At 38.6% G+C, this 22,509-nt stretch carries 16 protein-coding genes and 4 tRNA genes; all 20 read right to left on the bottom strand.

Annotation, left to right across the window (positions count from 1 at the left end):
• Positions 1–4,632 (bottom strand): beta strand repeat-containing protein (locus B3394_RS04695; RefSeq protein WP_286913539.1); only part of this gene is annotated, 4,632 nt, incomplete at its 3' end.
• 145 nt (positions 4,633–4,777) lie between these two features.
• Entirely contained in the window at positions 4,778–5,086 is a 309-nt protein-coding gene (locus tag B3394_RS04690; RefSeq protein WP_177729852.1) for a DUF3467 domain-containing protein, read from the bottom strand.
• Between the two features lie 5 nt (positions 5,087–5,091).
• Positions 5,092–9,390 (bottom strand): DNA-directed RNA polymerase subunit beta', encoded by a 4,299-nt coding sequence (gene rpoC / locus B3394_RS04685; RefSeq protein WP_177729854.1) that lies wholly within the window; start codon positions 9,388–9,390, stop codon positions 5,092–5,094.
• Between the two features lie 69 nt (positions 9,391–9,459).
• Positions 9,460–13,272, bottom strand: a complete 3,813-nt coding sequence (gene rpoB, locus B3394_RS04680) for a DNA-directed RNA polymerase subunit beta (RefSeq protein ID WP_177729856.1) — start codon at positions 13,270–13,272, stop codon at positions 9,460–9,462.
• Between the two features lie 260 nt (positions 13,273–13,532).
• Positions 13,533–13,901, bottom strand: a complete 369-nt coding sequence (gene rplL, locus B3394_RS04675) for a 50S ribosomal protein L7/L12 (RefSeq protein ID WP_177729858.1) — start codon at positions 13,899–13,901, stop codon at positions 13,533–13,535.
• A 63-nt stretch (positions 13,902–13,964) separates the two neighbouring features.
• Positions 13,965–14,462, bottom strand: coding sequence for a 50S ribosomal protein L10 (rplJ, locus tag B3394_RS04670; protein WP_177729860.1), 498 nt, complete (start codon positions 14,460–14,462; stop codon positions 13,965–13,967).
• Between the two features lie 22 nt (positions 14,463–14,484).
• Entirely contained in the window at positions 14,485–15,174 is a 690-nt protein-coding gene (rplA, locus tag B3394_RS04665) for a 50S ribosomal protein L1 (protein WP_177729863.1), read from the bottom strand.
• Positions 15,175–15,192: 18 nt separating this feature from the next.
• Positions 15,193–15,630 carry a 50S ribosomal protein L11 gene (gene rplK, locus B3394_RS04660; RefSeq protein WP_177729865.1) on the bottom strand — a complete coding sequence of 146 codons (438 nt, stop codon included), beginning with the start codon at positions 15,628–15,630 and terminating at the stop codon, positions 15,193–15,195.
• A 63-nt stretch (positions 15,631–15,693) separates the two neighbouring features.
• The gene (gene nusG / locus B3394_RS04655; RefSeq protein ID WP_177729867.1) at positions 15,694–16,245 is read right to left on the bottom strand and encodes a transcription termination/antitermination protein NusG; all 552 of its coding nucleotides are present in this window, start codon (positions 16,243–16,245) and stop codon (positions 15,694–15,696) included.
• 10 nt (positions 16,246–16,255) lie between these two features.
• Positions 16,256–16,456, bottom strand: coding sequence for a preprotein translocase subunit SecE (gene secE, locus B3394_RS04650; protein WP_177736087.1), 201 nt, complete (start codon positions 16,454–16,456; stop codon positions 16,256–16,258).
• Between the two features lie 15 nt (positions 16,457–16,471).
• Positions 16,472–16,542 (bottom strand) — tRNA-Trp (locus B3394_RS04645).
• 53 nt (positions 16,543–16,595) lie between these two features.
• Positions 16,596–17,783 (bottom strand): elongation factor Tu, encoded by a 1,188-nt coding sequence (gene tuf, locus B3394_RS04640; RefSeq protein ID WP_177729869.1) that lies wholly within the window; start codon positions 17,781–17,783, stop codon positions 16,596–16,598.
• Between the two features lie 56 nt (positions 17,784–17,839).
• Positions 17,840–17,911, bottom strand: a tRNA-Thr gene (locus B3394_RS04635).
• 62 nt (positions 17,912–17,973) lie between these two features.
• Positions 17,974–18,055 (bottom strand) — tRNA-Tyr (locus B3394_RS04630).
• A gap of 32 nt (positions 18,056–18,087) precedes the next feature.
• A tRNA-Thr gene (locus B3394_RS04625) sits at positions 18,088–18,161 on the bottom strand.
• 157 nt (positions 18,162–18,318) lie between these two features.
• Positions 18,319–18,621: a ribosome hibernation-promoting factor, HPF/YfiA family gene (gene hpf / locus B3394_RS04620; protein ID WP_177729871.1), complete on the bottom strand. Its 303-nt coding sequence runs from the start codon at positions 18,619–18,621 to the stop codon at positions 18,319–18,321.
• A gap of 20 nt (positions 18,622–18,641) precedes the next feature.
• Entirely contained in the window at positions 18,642–19,550 is a 909-nt protein-coding gene (locus tag B3394_RS04615) for a tyrosine-type recombinase/integrase (protein ID WP_177729873.1), read from the bottom strand.
• A gap of 70 nt (positions 19,551–19,620) precedes the next feature.
• Entirely contained in the window at positions 19,621–19,815 is a 195-nt protein-coding gene (rpsU, locus tag B3394_RS04610; protein WP_177729875.1) for a 30S ribosomal protein S21, read from the bottom strand.
• An 86-nt stretch (positions 19,816–19,901) separates the two neighbouring features.
• Positions 19,902–20,501: a response regulator transcription factor gene (locus B3394_RS04605; protein WP_286913524.1), complete on the bottom strand. Its 600-nt coding sequence runs from the start codon at positions 20,499–20,501 to the stop codon at positions 19,902–19,904.
• A gap of 15 nt (positions 20,502–20,516) precedes the next feature.
• The gene (locus tag B3394_RS04600) at positions 20,517–22,427 is read right to left on the bottom strand and encodes a tetratricopeptide repeat-containing sensor histidine kinase (RefSeq protein WP_286913518.1); all 1,911 of its coding nucleotides are present in this window, start codon (positions 22,425–22,427) and stop codon (positions 20,517–20,519) included.
• Positions 22,428–22,509: the final 82 nt, after the last annotated feature.

Here is a 22,509-nt window from a genome sequence, read left to right as displayed (position 1 = left end):
TACTGTTGCACTGTTACAGAATATTTGTGCTGCCGCTACAGGTTCTGCAGTTGTATTTACCGTTACCTGAGCAACAGTAGAATAGTTTGCCTGTCCGTTTGCTACACAGGTTACCGCTAAACGATAGTATGTTGTTTGCGTAATTGTTGCTGTAGTCAAATCAGCATAAGTTGCTGTTGCTGTTCCCACATTTACCGGTGTTGTAAATGCCATATCTGTAGCAGATTGCCACTGATATGATGTGGTTTCACCAGTAGAGTAACCTGTTGCCTGAATTGTTGACGTTCCGGAAGTACAAATTGTAGTTACCGTAGCGGTAGCGGTACCGCCAACTGCTGCTGTACAAACCGGAGACGTAAATTCATCGGCTCCCATATCCGGTGTTGTAACATTTCTTGTATCGCCATCAATATCGGTAGTAATACCTGCAATTGGTGTTCCAAGGTTGTCTAAATAAACATTACTTGCCGGTACTAAATGTAAGTCTGTTAAAGAGGTATACACCGGTAAAACATTTTTAGCGTTTGTGTTGCCTCCGAAACCTGTTTGTAACGCTGCAAGATCTGCTCTGTCTGATACAATATACCCCAGATTCGTTCCTGTTGTATAATAGTTGTTATAATCTATTGCTGCAAAGACCGTATTGGCTGCTTCCGAATAAATCGCATAGCGTGCTCCGGTTTGTGTTTGCGTATTGCTAAAGATATTGTTTCGCAAGTTAATGGCTCCGGCTGCTGTAACCGTTGCTGTAACATTGATCGCTGCCGGTCTTCCTCCAATAGTCTGGTTAGTATTCATTGCCACTGTATTGTGGTAAACATTGTAACCAGCTCCCTGGTTGATGATGATTCCGTATCCGTTATCGGCTACGCCACCACCCGCTGAATATCCATAACTTGCTACATCACTGATGAAGTTATTATATACCGTAATGTTTGCCGCAGCGTTGTTGGAATTCAAATAGATTCCGTTACATCCATAACCAGTGGTATTGGTATTTTTAATATCGGATATTTTGTTATTAAACACGGTTCCGTTAATTGCGTTTCCGCCAACAAGTATACCCGATGCTGTACTGGTTGTAGTTGTTGTTACTCCAAAAATCTGGTTTCCGGAAATCACAAATCCCTGTGCGTTTTGCACCGCTACTCCTCTAAAACCAAGTTTATCAACAGCAGTTGCAGATCCTATAACATTACCCGTAATCACAAATCCCTGATCCGGAGTTGTTGCATTTCCGATAGCGAAAATAGCATTCTGCATTTTGTTGAAGGTGTTATTAATAGATGCAAAACCGGTATTGGATGCTTCTGCAGCACCTCCTAAAGCAGTACCACTCACCACAATACCTGCCACGGTTGTTGCCGGTGTGTTTCCGATGATTTTAAGGTTTTTGAATGTCGCATTCAATGCTCCGTTTGTAGCATCGGCACTCGCTACCCAAAGTACAACCCCTGCTCCATTGGTATTGGTGATTGTTAAATCACGGGTAGTTGTTCCGTTATTACTACCGTCGATAGTTACATAATCTGCTCCTGCTATTTTAAGAATAGCCGTTGCATTAGATCCTGAAAATGCTGCTGTAACACCAGTTGCCGGTTTAATGGTCAACGTGTTTGTTGCACTGGCATCCGGATTGGAATTAATCGTAATTGGATAGGTTTCTCCCGTATAGGTTGCATCTGTTAATGAGAAGGTAACCGGACCGGATAAACATTTTGAGTTATAGTCTGCTACAGCCGCTGTTAACGTTGCATAGTTTCCAGAAGCTCCAACGGTATAAACACCACTTAAAGGGCTGTAAATATTGTATGTAAACGGTGTGGTTGGCGGCGTTGCTGCTGCCGGCGGATTAATTGTAAATCCTGCTGCACCTGCTGCCGGTAATACGGCCACATTTGGAGTTCCTGCATTATCCTGAGCCACAATATAATAGGAAACAGAATCTCCTAATACTGCTCCAGCACCAATTGTAAATTCATATTGTCCAGATCCTAAACTGGTCGCTACAGCTGCCGTATAGGTTCCTGCATTGATTTTCCAGTAGGCAACCGGTAAACCGGCACCTGTTGTTGGCACTCCGCTTCCGTCTGTAATTGTTGCTGTAATTACTTTACTACCCGGTACGCAAGAACCTGCTACTACCGTATGTACTATTACCGGAGCCGTTATATCTGTAGGGATACCGGCAAATTCATCTGCTCCGATATCCGGAGTTGTTACATTTCTTACATCTCCGTCAAAATCATCCGTGATACCCGCTACCGGTGTACCACCATTTTCGATTTGTGTCGGTATTGTAGTATCGATGTGTAAGAAAGTAGCATTTGCGCCTGTCACGGAAACCCAGTTCGGATTTTCTGTTACAGATGAAACATCTCTTGGTGCCACTCTGGCTTTAAAAGCTGCCAGGGTTGCATCGGTATTTGTTCCGTCCGTAAAAATTGTCGTTCCAAAATACAGGTTATTATTAGATACGGCATCATACGTTGTTAACGTTGTTGAAGATCTTCTGTAGGCTGCTGCAAGTCCCGCTCCGGTTGTTGCAGACTGGTTTACAAAAATATTGTTTCTGAAAGCTACTGTAGGCGTTGTTGAAACAGATACAGCGCTTGATCCGAATAATGCTCCGGTACTTGCTCCGTTTAAACGAACGGTGTTGAAGTTAACATTTACCGTTGTTCCTCCTGTAATGTTGATCCCGATCAAAGGGTTGGCTGCATTTGCAATCGGAGTTCTCAAGTCGCCCACAATATTATTGTATAGTGACGTTGTTGTTCCACCAGACACTAAGATACCATTTACGGTTCCGGAAGCATTGTTTGCCTCAATATTGAAGATCTTGTTTTTATAAAGATTCTGTATGGTTCCTCCCGTAATGGAAATAGCAGAAACGTTTGCCGCTCCTGTTGTTGTTAAACCGCTGATGGTATTGTTAAAAAAGTTCTGGTTACCGGCAGCAGAAGTGATTCCTACGATACTGCCCGCAGTAGTAACATTTGTAATTGTATTTCCAGACACATTGTTTGTACCGCCAACCAAGCTGTACCCCGCATTCAATACGGTTGAAGCACTACTTCCGTTGATAATATTGTTAAATGTGTTGTTCGTTATTGTTTTTGCCGGATATCCCGCAGTTCCTCCATCGGCCGATCTGAAACCGCCTAATGTTGTTGCTCCGGTTAATGTAACATTTGAGAAATTATTTCCGGTATTGGTTTCTGAACCACTTGTAGTACTTCCGAAAGAGTCATAGAAGTACACGGTTCCACCCGCTCCGGTTTTACTAAAACCAGTAACAATGGCATTGTTGTTTACGATGGTTACCGCATCTGTAGGGTGGGTTACATTATTACTGATAAACGTAAATCCAGCGGTTGTGTTTACTGATAAGTTCGTAAAAGTATTGTTGTTGATGTTTGTATTTAATGTAGTAGCGGCATTAATAATCAAAGTTATCGCTGCCGTTCCTGCTACTGTGTGTCCAAATGTATTGAAGTCGTTGTTATTGATATTCAATGTTGTGGTAGCACTTACGGTAGTTGCCTCATTGGATATCCCAAACATCGTTCCGCCGGCAACAGCGCTGCGTAAGGATACCGTATTGTTATTGATTGTATTCACAATAACACCGGTAGGTGCGTTATTGAAAGCCGGTACAAAGATTCCTCTTAGGGTTCCTGCCGTAACGCCTCCGTTTGAACTGGCTACGTTATTATAAGAAATATTAAAATTCTTGGTATTTCTTACCAGGATACCGTTAACCGATCCGGAAACATTCGAATAACCGGAAAAGGTTCCCGTTGTTCCAAAGTTTGTTATCGTGTTCCCTGTTGCCAGTGCTGTTCCTCCAATATCCAATCCGGTATTGTGATCAGCCGCCGCCGTTGGTCCCACATATACGATTCCGATGTTTACATCAGTTATCGTATTGCCATAGATTTTCAGGTTATGATTTCCTCCGTTAGCTCCGGTTGCCGTAGCTGCTGTTGTAACGGTAGTACCCGAGTGGACAGAGTTACTGTAAATACCGAAGGTATTTTGATAAGTACGGTTTAAATCGATAGTATTGTTCAGGATGGTGTTATTCTGCGCACCATTTGTAGTAGAGGCATACAGCAACGCAACACCCCATTCGGTCATGTTGTTCGTTCCTGCTGCCGTTGTTGAATTGGCTGCATTTTCCTGCATTGTAAAGCCCTGGATCGTAACCCAGTCTGCTCCTACTAATTTAAAAATAGCATCATTTAAAGCTCCCGACGTTTGAGGGGTTGGTGCTGTAATTGTGCTGGTACTTCCTACTATTGTAATTGTATTTACCGCTGTTCCTTCAGCTGTAATGACATAACCGCCCGCAGGTGCCGTTTCATTTCCGGAGAGTGTTATCACGACCGGTCCCGAAATAGTTGCTGCGTTCAATGCCGTAATAGCCGAAGCCAGGTTCGGATATGTGGCACTTAAACCCGATCCGCCGTTTGTAGCTACCTGTGCATTGGCTACAAAGACCGATACAAATAAAAAGAACATTAAACATATATGTTTAATGTTCTTCGACCATGCAAATTGATGGGCATCGCTGTTTTTAAGCAACGCTTTACTTTCGCTGCCTAATGAATAGTAATTTTTATTCATATGAAATTATTTAGTCGGTTAAATTACTAAATTTTTCATCATACAATAAAAAAACTATAAAAATTTTAAAGATTTAACAATTTAATATTTTGGCGGTTAAAATATTCACAAATAAAAAAAGCCTCTCATAATGAGAGGCTTTTTATTAAGCTTGACCTGTTGGTCCGAAATTTAAAGGTATCGAAGGCAATTCTGCCTCTTTGATTTCACCATGAGCTGCTTCAAACCGTGTTATGTTTTCTGCTAAAGCTCCTAATAAACGTTTTGCATGCTGCGGAGTAAGTATAATTCTGGATTTTACTTTTGCTTTTGGCACTCCCGGCATAATGTTTACAAAATCAATTACGAATTCTGTGTTGGAATGATTGATGATTGCCAGATTGGAGTAAATCCCGTCGGCTACCTGCTCATCCAATTCAATATTGATTTGTCCTTGCTGTTTATTATCACTCATGATTCTTAGTAATTAAATTCTTCTTTTGCAGCCATTAATTCGTTGAATTCTTCTTTAGAACCTACAATAATATTATCGTAATCTCTCATACCTGTACCAGCAGGGATTCTGTGACCCACAATAACATTTTCTTTCAATCCTTCTAATCCGTCAACTTTACCAGCTACAGCTGCTTCATTCAATACTTTCGTTGTTTCCTGGAACGATGCTGCCGAGATAAACGATTTCGTTTGTAATGACGCTCTTGTAATACCCTGAAGAATCGGAGTAGCCGTTGCCGGAACCACATCTCTTGCAACTACAAGGTTTCTGTCATTTCTCTTCAGTAAAGAGTTTTCATCTCTTAATTCTCTTGGCGATATGATCTGACCTGCTTTCAGGTTATCAGAATCACCCGCATCTTCCACAACTTTCATTCCGTATAATTTATCATTTTCAACGATAAAGTCACTTGTATGAGCCAACTGATCTTCTAAGAATAGTGTATCACCCGGATCCTGGATTTGAACTTTACGCATCATCTGACGAATTACAACTTCAAAGTGCTTGTCATTAATTTTTACCCCTTGTAAACGGTACACTTCCTGAATTTCATTTACCAAGTACTGTTGTACAGCAGATGGTCCCTGGATTCTTAAGATATCATCCGGAGTAATTGCTCCGTCAGATAGTGGCATACCTGCTCTTACGTAGTCATTTTCCTGAACTAAGATCTGGTTTGAAAGTTTAACTAAGTATTTCTTAATCTCACCAAATTTAGATTCTACAACGATCTCACGGTTACCTCTTTTGATTTTTCCAAAAGATACTACACCATCAATCTCAGATACTACAGCCGGGTTTGAAGGATTACGAGCTTCTAACAACTCGGTAATTCTTGGTAAACCTCCTGTAATATCCCCTGCTTTTGAAGAACGACGAGGGATTTTCACTAAAATCTTACCTGCTTTAATTTTCTCTCCGTCATCAACCATAAGGTGGGCACCCACCGGTAAGTTGTAAGAACGGATTAATTCTCCGTCTTTTCCGTAGATTAATAAAGTAGGAATTAATTTTTTATTTCTGGCTTCAGAGATTACTTTTTCCTGGAATCCGGTTTGCTCATCGATTTCAACCATGAACGATTGTCCCTGTTCGATATCTTCGTAAGCCACCTTACCTGTAAATTCTGAAATAATTACACCATTATACGGGTCCCATTTACAGATTGTAGTTCCTTTATCTACTACTTCACCATCTTTAACAAAGATGCTTGATCCGTAAGGGATATTATGTGTATTTAATACAATTCCTGTTGTTTCGTCTACTAATTTTAATTCTGTTGAACGGGAAATTACAATATCGATAGCATTACCTTCATTGTCTTCTCCTTTAACAGTTTTTAAATCTTCGATTTCAAGTCTTCCTTTGAATTTCGTAATGATACTTGATTCTTCAGAAATGTTACCTGCTGTACCCCCAACGTGGAATGTACGTAGTGTTAACTGTGTACCCGGCTCACCAATAGACTGTGCTGCAATAACTCCTACTGCTTCACCTCTCTGGGTCATTTTACCTGTTGCCAGGTTACGTCCGTAACATTTTGCACAGATACCTTTTCCAGCTTCACAAGTTAACGGAGAACGAACGTCTACTCTTTCAATTGGAGAAGCGTCAATAGCTTTAACGATAGCTTCTGTAATTTCATCACCTGCGTGAACTAAAATTTCGCTGGTTAAAGGATTGATTACATCTTGTAACGCAACACGTCCTAAGATTCTTTCTCCTAAAGTTTCAACAACTTCCTCATTCTTTTTCAATGCTGATACTTCAACACCTCTTAAAGTACCACAATCTACAGAGTTTACAATAACATCCTGAGAAACGTCATGTAATCTTCTGGTTAAGTACCCGGCATCTGCCGTTTTAAGAGCCGTATCCGCAAGACCTTTACGAGCACCGTGAGTAGAAATAAAGTATTCTAAAATTGAAAGTCCTTCTTTAAAGTTCGATAAAATCGGGTTTTCAATAATTTCACCACCACCAGCGGTTGATTTTTTAGGCTTAGCCATCAAACCACGCATACCGGTTAACTGACGAATCTGTTCTTTAGATCCCCTCGCTCCAGAGTCAAGCATCATATACACCGAGTTGAATCCCTGCTGGTCTTCTCTAATGTTTTTCATCGCTAATTCTGTAAGCAATGCATTGGTTGAAGTCCAAACGTCAATAACCTGGTTGTAACGCTCATTATTAGTAATAAGACCCATGTTATAGTTCATCGAAATCGCTTCAACCTGACCGTTTGCATCCGCAATAAGGTCTTGTTTCTGATCTGGAATTTTGATATCCCCTAAAGAGAAAGAAAGTCCTCCTCTGAAAGCGAAACGGTATCCCATATCTTTCATATTATCCAAGAAGGCAGCAGTAGTAGGTACATTGGTAACACTTAAAATTTTACCAATAATATCTCTTAAGGACTTCTTCGTTAATACTTCATTTATATAACCAGCTGCTTCCGGTACTACTTCGTTAAATAATACTCTACCTGCAGTAGTCTGGATAATTTTATATACTAATTCTCCGTTTTCATTAAAGTCTTTTGCTCTGATTTTAACACGGGCATTCAACTCTAATTTCCCTTCATTCAAAGCAATATTTACTTCTTCTGCCGAGTAAAAAGTCAGGCCTTCACCTAAAATTTTATGATCCGGAGTAGACAAACGTTCTTTGGTCATGTAATACAGACCCAAAACCATGTCCTGAGAAGGTACCGTGATTGGCGCACCATTTGCAGGGTTCAAGATATTGTGTGAAGCCAACATTAATAATTGTGCTTCCAAAATAGCTTCCGGTCCTAATGGTAAGTGAACCGCCATCTGGTCACCATCGAAATCGGCATTAAACGCCGTACACACTAACGGGTGTAACTGGATCGCTTTACCTTCAATCAATTTTGGCTGGAATGCCTGGATACCTAATCTGTGCAAAGTAGGAGCACGGTTTAGCAGTACCGGGTGTCCTTTAATTACGTTTTCAAGGATATCCCAAACTACCGGCTCTTTTTTGTCGATAATTTTCTTAGCCGACTTCACTGTTTTAACAATTCCTCTTTCGATTAATTTACGAATAACGAATGGTTTGTACAGTTCCGCAGCCATATCTTTAGGCAGACCACATTCGAACAATTTCATTTCCGGTCCAACAACAATTACCGAACGGGCAGAATAATCCACACGTTTACCTAATAAGTTCTGACGGAAACGACCTTGCTTACCTTTTAAGGAATCCGAAAGGGATTTTAATGGTCTGTTTGATTCTGTTTTAACAGCAGAAGCTTTTCTTGTGTTATCGAATAACGAGTCTACAGATTCCTGTAACATACGTTTTTCGTTTCTTAAGATTACTTCCGGAGCTTTAATTTCCATTAATCGTTTTAAACGGTTGTTACGGATGATTACTCTTCGGTACAAATCATTTAAATCCGATGTTGCGAAACGACCTCCATCAAGCGGCACTAACGGACGCAATTCCGGTGGAATAACCGGGATTACTTTTAAAATCATCCATTCCGGACGGTTTTCTCTGTTATTGTTTGCTTCACGGAACGATTCTACAACCTGAAGTCTTTTTAAAGCTTCTGTTTTACGTTGTTTTGATGTTTCATTATTAGCAGCGTGACGCAGGTCGTAAGACAAAGCATCTAAATCTGTACGTGCCAATAAGTCCATAATACATTCCGCACCCATCTTAGCGATGAATTTGTTCGGATCGGTATCATCTAAATATTGATTCTCCATCGGAAGGGTATCTAAAATATTCAAATACTCTTCTTCAGTTAAGAAGTCTAATCGGTTTAAAGTTTCTCCTTCTGGATTTTTAGCAATACCCGGTTGAATTACTACATATCTTTCGTAGTAAATAATCATGTCTAATTTCTTAGACGGCAAGCCTAGAATGTAACCAATTTTGTTTGGAAGGGAACGGAAATACCAGATATGAGCGATAGGCACCACCAAATTGATGTGTCCAACTCTGTCTCTACGTACTTTTTTCTCCGTAACTTCAACTCCACAACGGTCACAAACGATTCCTTTATAACGGATTCTTTTGTATTTACCACAAGCACATTCGAAATCTTTTACTGGACCGAAAATTCTTTCGCAGAAAAGACCGTCACGCTCTGGTTTGTGTGTACGATAGTTGATGGTTTCTGGTTTTAAAACCTCACCTCTTGATTCTGCCAGAATGGATTCTGGGGAAGCAAGTCCTATCGAAATTTTGTTAAATCTTTTAACGGTATTTTTATCTTTTAATCTCGTCATGATATGAATACTATCGATTTATTAAAAACGCTATAAAAGGGAGCAATCAAAGATTACTCCCGTGTGAATTTATTCTTCTAATCTGATGTCTAATCCAAGACCTTTCAATTCATGCATTAATACATTGAATGATTCCGGTAATCCTGGTTCCGGCATAGTTTCTCCCTTAACGATAGCTTCGTAAGTTTTCGCTCTACCAATAACGTCATCCGATTTAACAGTCAAGATTTCTCTTAGTGTACTTGATGCTCCATAAGCTTCAAGAGCCCAAACCTCCATCTCTCCAAAACGCTGACCACCGAATTGTGCTTTACCTCCTAATGGCTGTTGCGTAATTAATGAGTATGGACCGATAGAACGTGCGTGCATCTTATCATCAACCATGTGTCCTAATTTCAACATGTAGATGATACCTACAGTCGCCGGCTGGTGGAAACGGTCTCCTGTTCCTCCGTCATACAGGTAAGTATGACCGAATCTAGGAATACCTGCTTCGTCTGTTAAAGCATTGATCTGCTCTAAAGAAGCTCCATCAAAAATTGGCGTTGCAAATTTCTTACCTAGTTTCTGACCTGCCCATCCAAGAACAGTTTCATAGATCTGCCCGATGTTCATACGCGATGGTACACCAAGTGGATTCAATACGATATCTACAGGAGTTCCGTCTTCTAAGAAAGGCATGTCTTCGTGACGAACAATTTTCGCAACGATACCTTTATTTCCGTGACGTCCCGCCATTTTATCCCCAACTTTCAGTTTACGTTTCTTAGCGATATAAACTTTAGCCAGTTTTAAAATTCCTGATGGTAATTCATCTCCAACAGTGATTGTAAATTTCTCTCTTCTCAATGCTCCCTGAAGGTCATTCAACTTAATTTTATAGTTGTGGATCAGGTCGTTCACCATTGCATTGGTTTCATCGTCTGTAGTCCACTGTCCTTTTGTTAAGTGTGCGAAATCTTCAACAGCATACAACATTTTCTGAGAGTATTTTTTACCTTTTGGCAATACTTCTTCTCCCAAATCATTCATAACACCCTGAGATGTTTTTCCATTCACGATGTCAAACAATTTCTCCACCAATCTGTCTTTCAATTCATTGAATTTCACTTCAAATTGTGTTTCTAAAACTGCTAAATCATCTTTATCTTTAGAACGTTTACGTTTATCTTTAACCGCTCTTGCGAATAATTTTTTATCTAAAACCACACCGTGTAATGAAGGAGACGCTTTTAATGAAGCATCTTTAACATCACCTGCTTTATCCCCGAAGATCGCTCTTAATAATTTCTCTTCCGGAGTAGGATCTGACTCTCCTTTTGGTGTAATTTTTCCGATTAGAATGTCGCCAGGTTTTACCTCTGCACCAATTCTAATCATACCGTTTTCATCTAAATCTTTAGTTGCCTCTTCACTTACGTTAGGGATATCATTCGTTAACTCTTCGTTACCTAATTTTGTATCTCTTACTTCCAGTGAATAGTCATCCACGTGAATGGATGTAAAGATGTCATCACGAACAACTTTTTCAGAAATTACGATCGCATCCTCGAAGTTGTACCCTTTCCAAGGCATGAAGGCAACTTTAAGGTTTCTACCTAAAGCCAGCTCTCCGTTTTGCGTTGCATAACCTTCACAAAGTACCTGTCCTTTTGCAACTCTGTCTCCTCTTCTTACGATTGGTTTCAGGTTGATAGAAGTACTCTGGTTGGTTTTTCTGAATTTGATTAACTGGTATGTTTTTTCATCCGGATCGAAACTAACTGCTCTTTCCGCATCGGTTCTGTCGTATTTGATGGTAATCATGTTCGCATCAACATATTCAACAGTTCCGCTACCTTCAGCATTGATCAGTACTCTGGAATCAGACGCCACCTGACGCTCTAATCCTGTACCAACAATTGGTGCTTCCGGACGCAATAATGGAACTGCCTGACGCATCATGTTTGATCCCATCAATGCACGGTTCGCATCATCGTGCTCCAAGAACGGAATTAATGAAGCCGAAATGGATGCAATCTGGTTTGGCGCAACGTCTGTATAATCTACAACTCCTGGCTCAACCACAGGGAAATCTCCTTCTTCACGAGCAATAACTCTGTCAGCGGTGATGGTTCCGTTTTCATCCATATCAATGTTTGCCTGAGCAATCATTTTTCCTTCTTCTTCTTCTGCACTTAAATAGATCGGAGTAGAAACCAAATCCACTTTACCTTCCGTTACTTTACGGTAAGGTGTTTCAATGAATCCCATTCCATTCACTTTTGCATATACTCCAAGAGATGAAATCAAACCAATGTTTGGTCCCTCCGGTGTTTCAATAGGACATAAACGTCCGTAGTGTGTATAGTGAACGTCACGCACCTCGAATCCGGCTCTTTCTCTGGAAAGACCTCCTGGTCCAAGGGCAGACAATCTTCTTTTGTGTGTAATCTCGGCCAGTGGATTCGTTTGGTCCATGAACTGAGATAACTGGTTGGTTCCAAAGAAAGAGTTGATTACTGATGACAATGTTTTGGCATTGATCAAATCAATTGGTGTAAACACCTCGTTATCTCTAACGTTCATTCTTTCTCTGATTGTTCTTGCCATACGGGCAAGTCCTACACCAAATTGTGCCGACAATTGTTCTCCAACTGTTCTAACACGACGGTTTGATAAGTGATCGATATCATCAATCTCTGCTTTAGAGTTGATCAATTCGATTAAATATTTTACGATTGTAATGATATCCTCTTTGGTCAAAACCTGTTTTTCCATTGGGATATCCAAACCTAATTTTTTATTCATTCTGTAACGACCAACTTCACCTAAGTTGTAACGTTGATCGGAGAAGAATAATTTATCGATAATACCACGAGCCGTTTCCTCATCAGGCGGTTCTGCGTTACGCAACTGACGGTAAATGTGCTCTACAGCTTCTTTTTCTGAGTTTGTAGGGTCTTTTTGTAATGTATTGTGGATAATAGCGTAATCAGCCTGATTGTTATCTTCTTTGTGTAACAAAATAGCTTTAACGTTCGCATCAATAATTTCCTCTACATTGTCTTTATCTAAAATCGTATCACGATCCAAGATAATTTCATTACGTTCAATTGATACTACTTCTCCAGTATCCTCATCAACGAAATCTTCATGCCAGGTGTTCAGAACACGCGCAGCAAGTCTTCTTCCGATGTACTTTTTAAGACCAGTTTTAGAAACTTTGATTTCTTCTGCAAGGTCAAAAATCTCTAGAATATCTTTATCTCTTTCAAATCCGATAGCACGGAAAAGAGTTGTTACCGGTAATTTTTTCTTTCTATCGATATAAGCATACATAACGCTATTGATATCGGTAGCAAATTCAATCCAAGATCCTTTAAAAGGAATTACTCTGGCAGAGTATAATTTTGTACCATTCGCATGGAAAGATTGTCCGAAGAATACACCCGGTGAACGGTGTAACTGAGATACTACAACACGCTCGGCACCGTTGATAACGAAAGTACCGCTTGGTGTCATGTATGGTATTGTACCTAAATATACATCCTGAACAATTGTTTCAAAATCTTCATGTTCCGGGTCTGTACAATACAGTTTTAAACGTGCTTTTAAAGGCACACTGTACGTCAACCCTCTGTCAATACATTCTTCAATTGTATAACGTGGTGGATCAACAAAGTAATCAAGGAATTCCAATACAAACTGATTTCTTGTATCTGTAATTGGGAAGTTTTCCATGAAGGTATTATAAAGACCTTCGTTGCCTCTTTCGTCAGATTTAGTTTCCAATTGGAAGAAATCTTTAAAAGATTTTACCTGAATATCTAAAAAATCCGGGTAATCAGGGATGTTTTTCGTCGAGGCGAAATTTAATCTTTCAGTCTGATTTGTTAACATCAATGGACAAAATTTTGATTAAAAAAAAGTAATTTTGTGTAAATACACAGTCGAATTGTACTTTCTTTTTATAAGCGATACATCTCTGAAAATGAACAGAAAGTTATATTTCATTTTCTTTCTTCGTAGCGATTAAAAAGGGTCGTATTTCGAACTATTGCAGGTTTGAACATACAATAAATTCATTATACGCAAAATGGTTTAGGCCTTTGAGAGATCTTCTCAAGGCCTAAACCTAGCTTTTTATACTAAAGCTTAGCTTATTTAAGCTCAACTACAGCTCCAGCTTCTTCTAAAGATTTTTTAAGACCTTCAGCCTCATCTTTAGAAACACCTTCTTTAACGTTAGAAGGAGCACCGTCTACTAAGTCTTTAGCTTCTTTAAGACCTAAACCAGTTAATTCTTTAACAGCTTTAACTACAGCTAATTTAGAAGCACCAGCATCTTTCAATACTACTGTGAATTCAGTTTGCTCTTCAACAGCAGCAGCTTCTCCACCACCTGATATAACTACAGCAGCAGCTGCAGGCTCAATTCCGTAATCGTCTTTTAATATAGTTGCTAATTCGTTAACTTCTTTAACTGTTAAGTTAACTAATTGTTCTGCGAATTGTTTCAAATCTGCCATTTTTTCTATCTTTTAAAATGATTTGTAAAATTATAATTTATTATGTGCGTTCGTATTGAAATACTACTCCGCTCCTTCTTCGTCCTTAAATTGGTTTTGAAGAGCAGAGATAACTCTCTGTGCCGGAGACTGAAGTAATCCGATGATTTCTCCGATAACTTCTTCTTTAGATTTAAGAGATGCTAATGAATCAAGTAAGTTATCTCCAATGTAGATTTCTTCGTTGATGTAAGCACCTTTTAATAAAGGCTTATCAGATTTTTTACGGAATTCTTTGATAATTTTTGCAGGTGCGTTAGCGATGTCTGCAATTAAAATAGAAGTGTTTCCTTTTAAAACTGTTGGTAATTCACCATAGTTGTTATCAGAAGCTTCCATAGCTTTTTCAAGCAAGGTGTTCTTAACAACTTCTAATTTAATACCAGCTTTAAAACAAGCTCTTCTTAAGTTTGAAGTAGTTTCTGCATTTAATCCAGAAATATCTGCTACATAAACAATATTAGTACCAGCTAACTGTGCAGTTAAATCTTCAATCGCGATTGATTTTTCTTCTCTAGTCATACTAAAAATTTTTAACTACCAATTATACTGCTTTAGGATCTAAAGCAATAGCAGGACTCATTGTAGATGAGATGTGGATACTCTTAATATAAGTACCTTTCGCTGCAGTTGGTTTTAATTTGATTAACGTTTGAATAATTTCGTGAGCATTCTCCGTAATTTTCTCAGCTTCGAAAGAAACTTTTCCAATTCCAGCGTGAACGATACCAGTTTTGTCAACTTTAAAGTCAATTTTACCAGCTTTCACTTCTTGAACAGCTTTAGCAACATCCATAGTTACAGTTCCTGTTTTAGGGTTTGGCATTAAACCTCTAGGTCCTAAAATACGACCTAACGGACCTAATTTACCCATAACAGCAGGCATCGTGATGATTACATCAACATCTGTCCAACCGTCTTTTATTTTTTGTAAATAGTCATCTAATCCTACGTGATCAGCACCAGCAGCTTTCGCTTCTGCTTCTTTATCCGGAGTAACTAATGCTAAAACTCGAACATCCTTACCTGTACCGTGTGGTAAAGTAACAACACCTCTTACCATTTGATTCGCTTTTCTTGGATCTACACCCAAACGAACTGCGATATCAACAGACTCATCAAATTTTGCAGAAGATACAGTTTTGATTAAAGCAGATGCTTCTTTCAAGCTGTACAATTTGTTCTTCTCAATTTTTGAAGCAGCCTCTTTTTGCTTTTTTGTTAATTTTGCCATGTCTTTTTCTTTTTACGATTAAAAAGGAGCATTCCCAGTTACAGTTATACCCATAGATCTAGCTGTTCCAGCTACCATACTCATTGCTTTTTCAATTGTAAAAGCATTAAGATCCGGCATTTTGTCTTCAGCAATAGTTCTAATTTGATCCCAAGTAACGTTTGCTACTTTCTTACGGTTAGGTTCACCTGAACCAGACTTTAATTTTGCTGCCTCTAATAATTGAATTGCAGCAGGTGGCGTTTTAACAACAAAGTCAAAAGACTTGTCTTTATACACAGTAATTTGTACTGGTAAAACTTTGCCAGGTTTATCTTGTGTTCTAGCATTGAACTGCTTACAGAACTCCATGATGTTAACCCCAGCAGCCCCCAAAGCAGGTCCAACCGGTGGCGACGGATTCGCAGCACCTCCCTTAACTTGTAGTTTAACTACTTTACTAATTTCTTTTGCCATTTTTAAAAAATTTAGCACATCTTCATTGGAAGCGAATGATGTGGTTTATGTATGTAACAAAAATTATACTTTTTCAACTTGCATAAAACTCAATTCCAAAGGTGTTTTTCTTCCGAAAATTTTCACCATTACTTCAAGTTTACGCTTTTCTTCATTTACCTTCTCAACAGTTCCATTGAAACCATTGAAAGGTCCGTCAATAACTTTAACCGTTTCACCAACTGCATACGGAATAGCTGCATTATCTGTTTTAACAGACAATTCATCTACTTTACCTAACATTCGGTTTACTTCCGATTGTCTTAACGGAACTGCGTCACCTCCTTTAGTTTCCCCTAAGAAACCAATAACACCGGTTATTGATTTAATGATATGAGGAATCTCTCCTGTAAGATTTGCTTCAACCATTACATATCCAGGAAAGTACACACGATCTTTACTGATTTTTTTCCCGTCACGAACCTGTACCACCTTTTCAGTTGGAACAAGTACCTGCGAGATATAATCACCCATACCGAGACGATTGATCTCAGTCTCAATATAGTTTTTAACTTTATTTTCCTGACCGCTAACCGCTCTAACTACATACCACTTTTTGACACTATTATCAGTCATATCAAAAAAATTAAGCCTTTTTTAATAAATTAAAGAATCCACCAAGAATCTTAGCGAAGACTACATCAACTCCCCATGTTGCCAATGCGAATAAAATCGAAAAAATAGCAACAACAATAGTTAAACGTTGTACCTCAGACCATTGTGGCCAAGTCACATTTGATTTTAGTTCTTCAAATGCTTCTGATATGTAATTAACAACTTTTGTCATCATATTCTGTTTTTGCACGGGCGGAGGGATTCGAACCCCCATCAACGGTTTTGGAGACCGCTATTCTACCCTTGAACTACGCCCGTTTGTTTAAAAAACCAGCAGCAGAACTGCTGGTTTTTATATAGTTTTATAGAAATTAATCTAAAATTTCAGTTACCTGACCAGCACCTACTGTTCTACCACCTTCACGGATAGCGAAACGTAAACCTACGCTTAATGCGATTGGGCTTAATAATTGTACTTCGATAGTCAAGTTATCCCCAGGCATAACCATTTCTACACCAGCTGGTAAAGAGATAGTACCTGTTACGTCAGTTGTACGTACGTAGAACTGTGGACGGTAGTTATTGTGGAATGGAGTGTGACGTCCACCTTCTTCTTTTTTCAAGATATAAACCTCAGCTTTGAATTTAGCGTGTGGCTTAACAGATCCTGGCTTAACAATAACCATACCTCTACGGATATCAGCTTTATCAATACCTCTCAATAATAAACCTACGTTATCTCCAGCTTCACCTCTGTCAAGGATTTTACGGAACATCTCAACTCCTGTAATAGTAGAAGTTAATTTATCAGCACCCATACCGATGATTTCAACAGCATCTCCAGTATTAGCAACTCCAGTTTCGATACGACCTGTAGCAACAGTTCCACGTCCTGTAATTGTAAATACGTCCTCAACTGGCATCAAGAATGGTTTCTCAACGTCACGTACTGGTAATTCAATCCAGTTATCAACAGCTTCCATTAATTCTAAAACTGTAGCAACCCATTGTGGCTCACCGTTTAATGCACCAAGAGCAGATCCTTTAACAACAGGACCATTATCACCATCATACTGATAGAAAGATAATAAATCTCTGATTTCCATTTCAACAAGCTCTAATAATTCAGCATCATCAACCATATCCACTTTGTTCATGAAAACAACCATTCTAGGCACACCAACCTGACGACCTAAAAGGATGTGCTCACGAGTTTGTGGCATTGGACCATCAGTAGCAGCAACCACCAAGATAGCACCATCCATCTGAGCAGCACCAGTAACCATGTTTTTCACATAATCCGCGTGACCTGGACAGTCAACGTGAGCATAGTGACGGTTAGCTGTAGCATACTCTACGTGTGAAGTATTAATAGTAATACCTCTTTCTTTTTCTTCAGGAGCGTTATCAATTTGATCAAATGATTTTGCTTCAGAATAACCTGCATCAGACAATACTTTAGTAATAGCTGCTGTCAATGTTGTTTTTCCGTGATCTACGTGTCCAATAGTACCAATATTCAAGTGGGGTTTGGAACGATCAAAAGTTTCCTTTGCCATGATTTAATAATTTAATCTTAGTTATATAATTAGTGTTCAAATTTTTCAAAACAATGAGCCAATGACGGGATTTGAACCCGTGACCTCTTCCTTACCAAGGAAGCACTCTACCCCTGAGCTACACCGGCTTTTGCGGAACCAGAAATTAAAATCCGGAAAACCGAATTCCTCTTTCCAAATTCTTCTTTTGTGGGGAGAGCAGGATTCGAACCTGCGAAGACTTAGTCAGCAGATTTACAGTCTGCCCTCGTTGGCCGCTTGAGTATCTCCCCTACTATTTTATTATCAGTTACTTACAACTTAGAGCCGATGGAGGGACTCGAACCCACGACCTGCTGATTACAAATCAGCTGCTCTAGCCAGCTGAGCTACACCGGCAACTGCAATAAAAAAGTCCGCTATTTCTAACGGACTGCAAATGTAGAGAATTTATTTTTTAATCAAAACATTTTTCATATTTTTTTTATAGCAATCATCATTTATACCAAATCTACCCTAAAAAGAGCACCATAAAGACAACTGTTTTCCAAAAATATTAAATATGCGTTCTGATTCTACCCTTTCTTTTTAGCAACAAGCGCTCCAAAGAGTCAACAGACAAGTCTAACGCCTCTTCAAATGTTTTACTTTGCTTTTTAACCACGAACTCATCCCCAGGAACACTGATCTTCACCTCCACTATCTTATTTTCTTTATCACTCGTATTTTCTACTTTCAAAAATACATTGGAAGAAACTACCCTGTCGTAGTATTTTTCCAGTTTTTCTAATCTCTCTTGAACAAAACCAACTAATTTCTTGTCAATATTAAAATTGACAGCCTGAACATTTACTTTCATAATTAAAACATTTATTGGGTTTAACTTTCAGAATCGTTTCGGTTTCTAGGATGTGCTTCCTGATAAACTTTTTTAAGTTCAGAAAGACTACTATGTGTGTAAATCTGGGTAGAAGACAAACTAGCGTGACCTAACAATTCCTTAACTGAATTTATATCGGCACCATTGTTCAGCAGATGCGTCGCAAAGGTATGCCTAAGAACGTGTGGACTCTTTTTTACCTTCTCAGAGACAGTACTAAAGTAATCATTTATTAATCTATAAACAAACGATTCACTGACTTTATTACCCTTTTTACTCAATATTAACAAATCATTAGGAAGCCCCTCATTTAACATTCCCCTTTCCTTAAGATAATCTTTCAGTAACCGATCCGTACAATCTAAAACGGGCAGTAAACGCTCCTTATTGCGTTTCCCCAAAACCTTTAACGTTTTGGCATGCGGATTATAATCCCGGACTTTTAAACCTATCAATTCCGAGCGGCGTATTCCCGAAGTATAAAACAACTCCACGATTAGCCTGTTCCGGATTCCTTCAAAGTCTTCCGCATAATCCACCGCTTCAGCAACCGCCTGCAATTCCTTTTCCGAAAAAGGAATCTGCACTTTCCGCGCCACTTTTAACGATTTATGCTTCAGAAGCGGATTTACCGCTATCTGCTTCGCTTTTAGCAGGAATTTATAAAATGATTTTAAAGATGATATTTTCCGGTTAACAGAAGTATTTGAAATTCCGGATTCAACTAACGAGACCAGCCAGGCTCTGACATGACCGTAATTGATCTTTTCGAGCGCCACGTCAAACTTACCTTCTTCAAGAAAAGCCTCAAAAGAAAGAACATCATTCAGATAAGCAGTTTGGGTGTGGCGAGAATAATTTTTCTCTTTTTGCAGATAATCCTGGTAGGCTTGCAAAGAAGTATGCATAAAAAAAACCGTTAGTAACAAAGTTATAAAAACTTTTATTACTAACGGCTATAATAAAATCCAAAACCGATTAATTCTCTAAAGAATCTCTCAATGTCTGAATATAAGCTGCTTTTTGAACTTGAGCTCTTCTTGTTACTGACGGTTTCGTGAATGCCTGACGACTTCTTAGCTGTCTTACAACTCCAGTTTTGTCAAACTTTCTTTTGTAACGTTTTAACGCTCTATCAATATTTTCTCCGTCTTTAATTGGTATAATCAACATAATATAACACCTCCTCTCGTTAATGGGTGCAAAATTAGACTATTATTTGGAATTCCAAAATAAAAAACAAGAAATAAATCTTCTTTCTATTTTACAATACCCAAATAGATGGCTTTTTTAATGAGTCCTGCTATGTTTTTTACCTGTAACTTAAAAAAGATATTTTTGCGATGGGTCTCAATGGTTCCCCTGCTCAGAAAGAGCTTGTCTGCTATTTCTTCAGAAGTGTATTCTTCCGCAATCAACCGGATAATCTCTTTTTCCCGGTGGGATAATATGGTTCTTTTGAACGCAAAGGCATCCAGAGTGTTTCCCGGTACTGTCAGGTATTTTTCATTTTTTAAAACAATAGCATGAATTGCTTTGACCAACTCTTCCTTACTGGTTTCCTTCAACAAATATCCGTCAATATCCGCTATTGTTTCCATACTTTCAAACATACTCAAAACCAATATTTTCACATTGGGATAGGTTGCCTTTATGATTTTTATAAATTCAACACCGTTCATCTCCGGCATCGAAATATCCGATATGAGAATATCCGGCTGCATTTCTCTCATTTTTATCAATGCCGCCTGTGCTCTATTTTCGACAAATAAAATTTCAAAGTTACTCTGACCGGACAAAACAGCTATCATACCGTCCAGAAACATTTGATGATCATCTACAACTGCAATAGTTATCATATTATATTGTATGTGCTAAATTGGAATATCAATAATTACCGTTGTACCTCTTCCCAACTGACTTTCTATAATCATACTGCCATTTATAGCCGAAAGTCTTTCTTCAACATTCTTTAAACCGATTCCTTTTGATATTGTATTATCAAATCCCCTCCCATTATCTTCCACAATTATATTCAACAGGTCATTATGCCTTGTAACATTCAACATAACATCGGTAGCTGCGGCATGTTTCGAAATATTAGCAACCAGCTCCTGTACAATCCGATAGGCCTGATGTTTGACCGATTCAGAAAAGGAATTTAAAGCTCCCTCCGGATAAACAACTGCTTCTATCTGAAACTCCTCCCGGTATTGATACTCTTCTTTAAGCTCGTTTAACAATACTTCAAGATCCTTATCCTTTAAATAATTCAGGCTTAAATTATGAGAAATGCTTCTCAGGTTCCTGCAAACAAGTGTCATCTGCTCAATGATAATATCAATTCCCTTATTCTTCATTATAGTATTCGCCTGAGACAGTTGCAATTTTACTCCGGCCAGTGTTCCGCCTATTCCGTCATGGATTTCTTTGGCAATCCTGTTTCTTTCCTGGTCCTGCCCCTGTACAACACCGGTAATTCTTTTTAACTCTTTTTCCTGTTCCAGCCTCACAATTTCCTTTTTATGGATTTCACTTTCTTTTTCATTGATGATTTTTTGTGTCCTGATCCGATTTTTATAAACCCACAACGCGATCAGTAATGCAACCACCAGTATAAGCCCAACGATTAATATCAGCTCCTTCCGGTTTTGCTGAATGATCTTCTCTTTTGTCAGCAGCTGTATCCTTAAATTCTTTTTATCAACTTCATATTTTGTTTGTATCTCGTGAAATGCTTTATTTTTTTCAATCGTAAAAACACTATCCTTCAACCTATTACATGCCTCCTTATAAAAATAGGCCTGTTTAAAATTTCCCGATTCGCTATAAACCTGTTCGATGGCCTGTAACAAACTCCATTTTTGGTCCTGGGAAATTCCTTTTTCGGAAAATTGCAGTGCTGTATGGTAATTTTTAATTGCCTCATCATACGTTTTTAATGTCCGGTAATATCCCCCTAAATTAAAATACAAATAGAAAAGCAAGTTCTGATCTTTTAATTCTTCCGCGATTTTTTTCGCCTGCATCAGATACCGGAAACCGGTTTGCCTTCCGGCAACAGTAGCGGCATAACTGTCACTTAAATTGATCAGTATATTAAACTGTTCGTATTTATCATTTAAAGCAACCGCTATCGCATAAGCTTTTTTATAATTATCGATTGCTTTTTTAGCATTCCTCTTTTTTTCAAGAATCGCAATGTTATTATACGTTGCCAACAGCTCAAACTTTAAGTTATTTCCGTAAGCAATTTGCTGACTTTCCGTATAGGCTTTTAATGCCTTAACAGTATCATTTTGCAAATCGTACAGGTAACCTAAATTATTTAGTGCCACACTCTGGTTTCGCATCAACCCGTGCTTTTCGGCGATATCTAATGATTTTAGGAAATTTTGCAATGCGCTGCTATAATTGCCCTGATCCCTGTCTATTAATCCCAATTGATTATACCCAAGTGCGGTAATGGTATAGTTTCGGGCTTTCCCTGCATACGGAAAAGATTTACAGGTATATGCTTTTGATTTTTCCAGTTGTTTTTGAAGGTAATAGTAGTATCCCAGATTATAATAACACCTGGACAGTAAAAACGGATCGTTGTTTTTCTCACTTTCAGCAGTAGCCATTCTTATATAATAAAAGGCGGAATCCGGCTGGGACGAGAGTGTCCTTGCATAATTATCAATATGCTTTATCACCAATCTATCATTATGCTGACCACACAAAACACCAGAATTAAATACTGCCAGAAATGAGATGGTTAACAAAAATATTCTGCTCTTCATATATTTTTTTGTATAGCATATAAGAAAATTCAAACTGTTTGAAATATACAAAAAATACCCTTTTTATGGTATTTTTTGTATC

The sequence above is a fragment of the Flavobacterium sp. UBA4197 genome (genome assembly GCF_002379575.1).
GTDB lineage: Bacteria > Bacteroidota > Bacteroidia > Flavobacteriales > Flavobacteriaceae > Flavobacterium > Flavobacterium inviolabile.
This window is presented reverse-complemented; position numbering and strand designations above follow the sequence as displayed.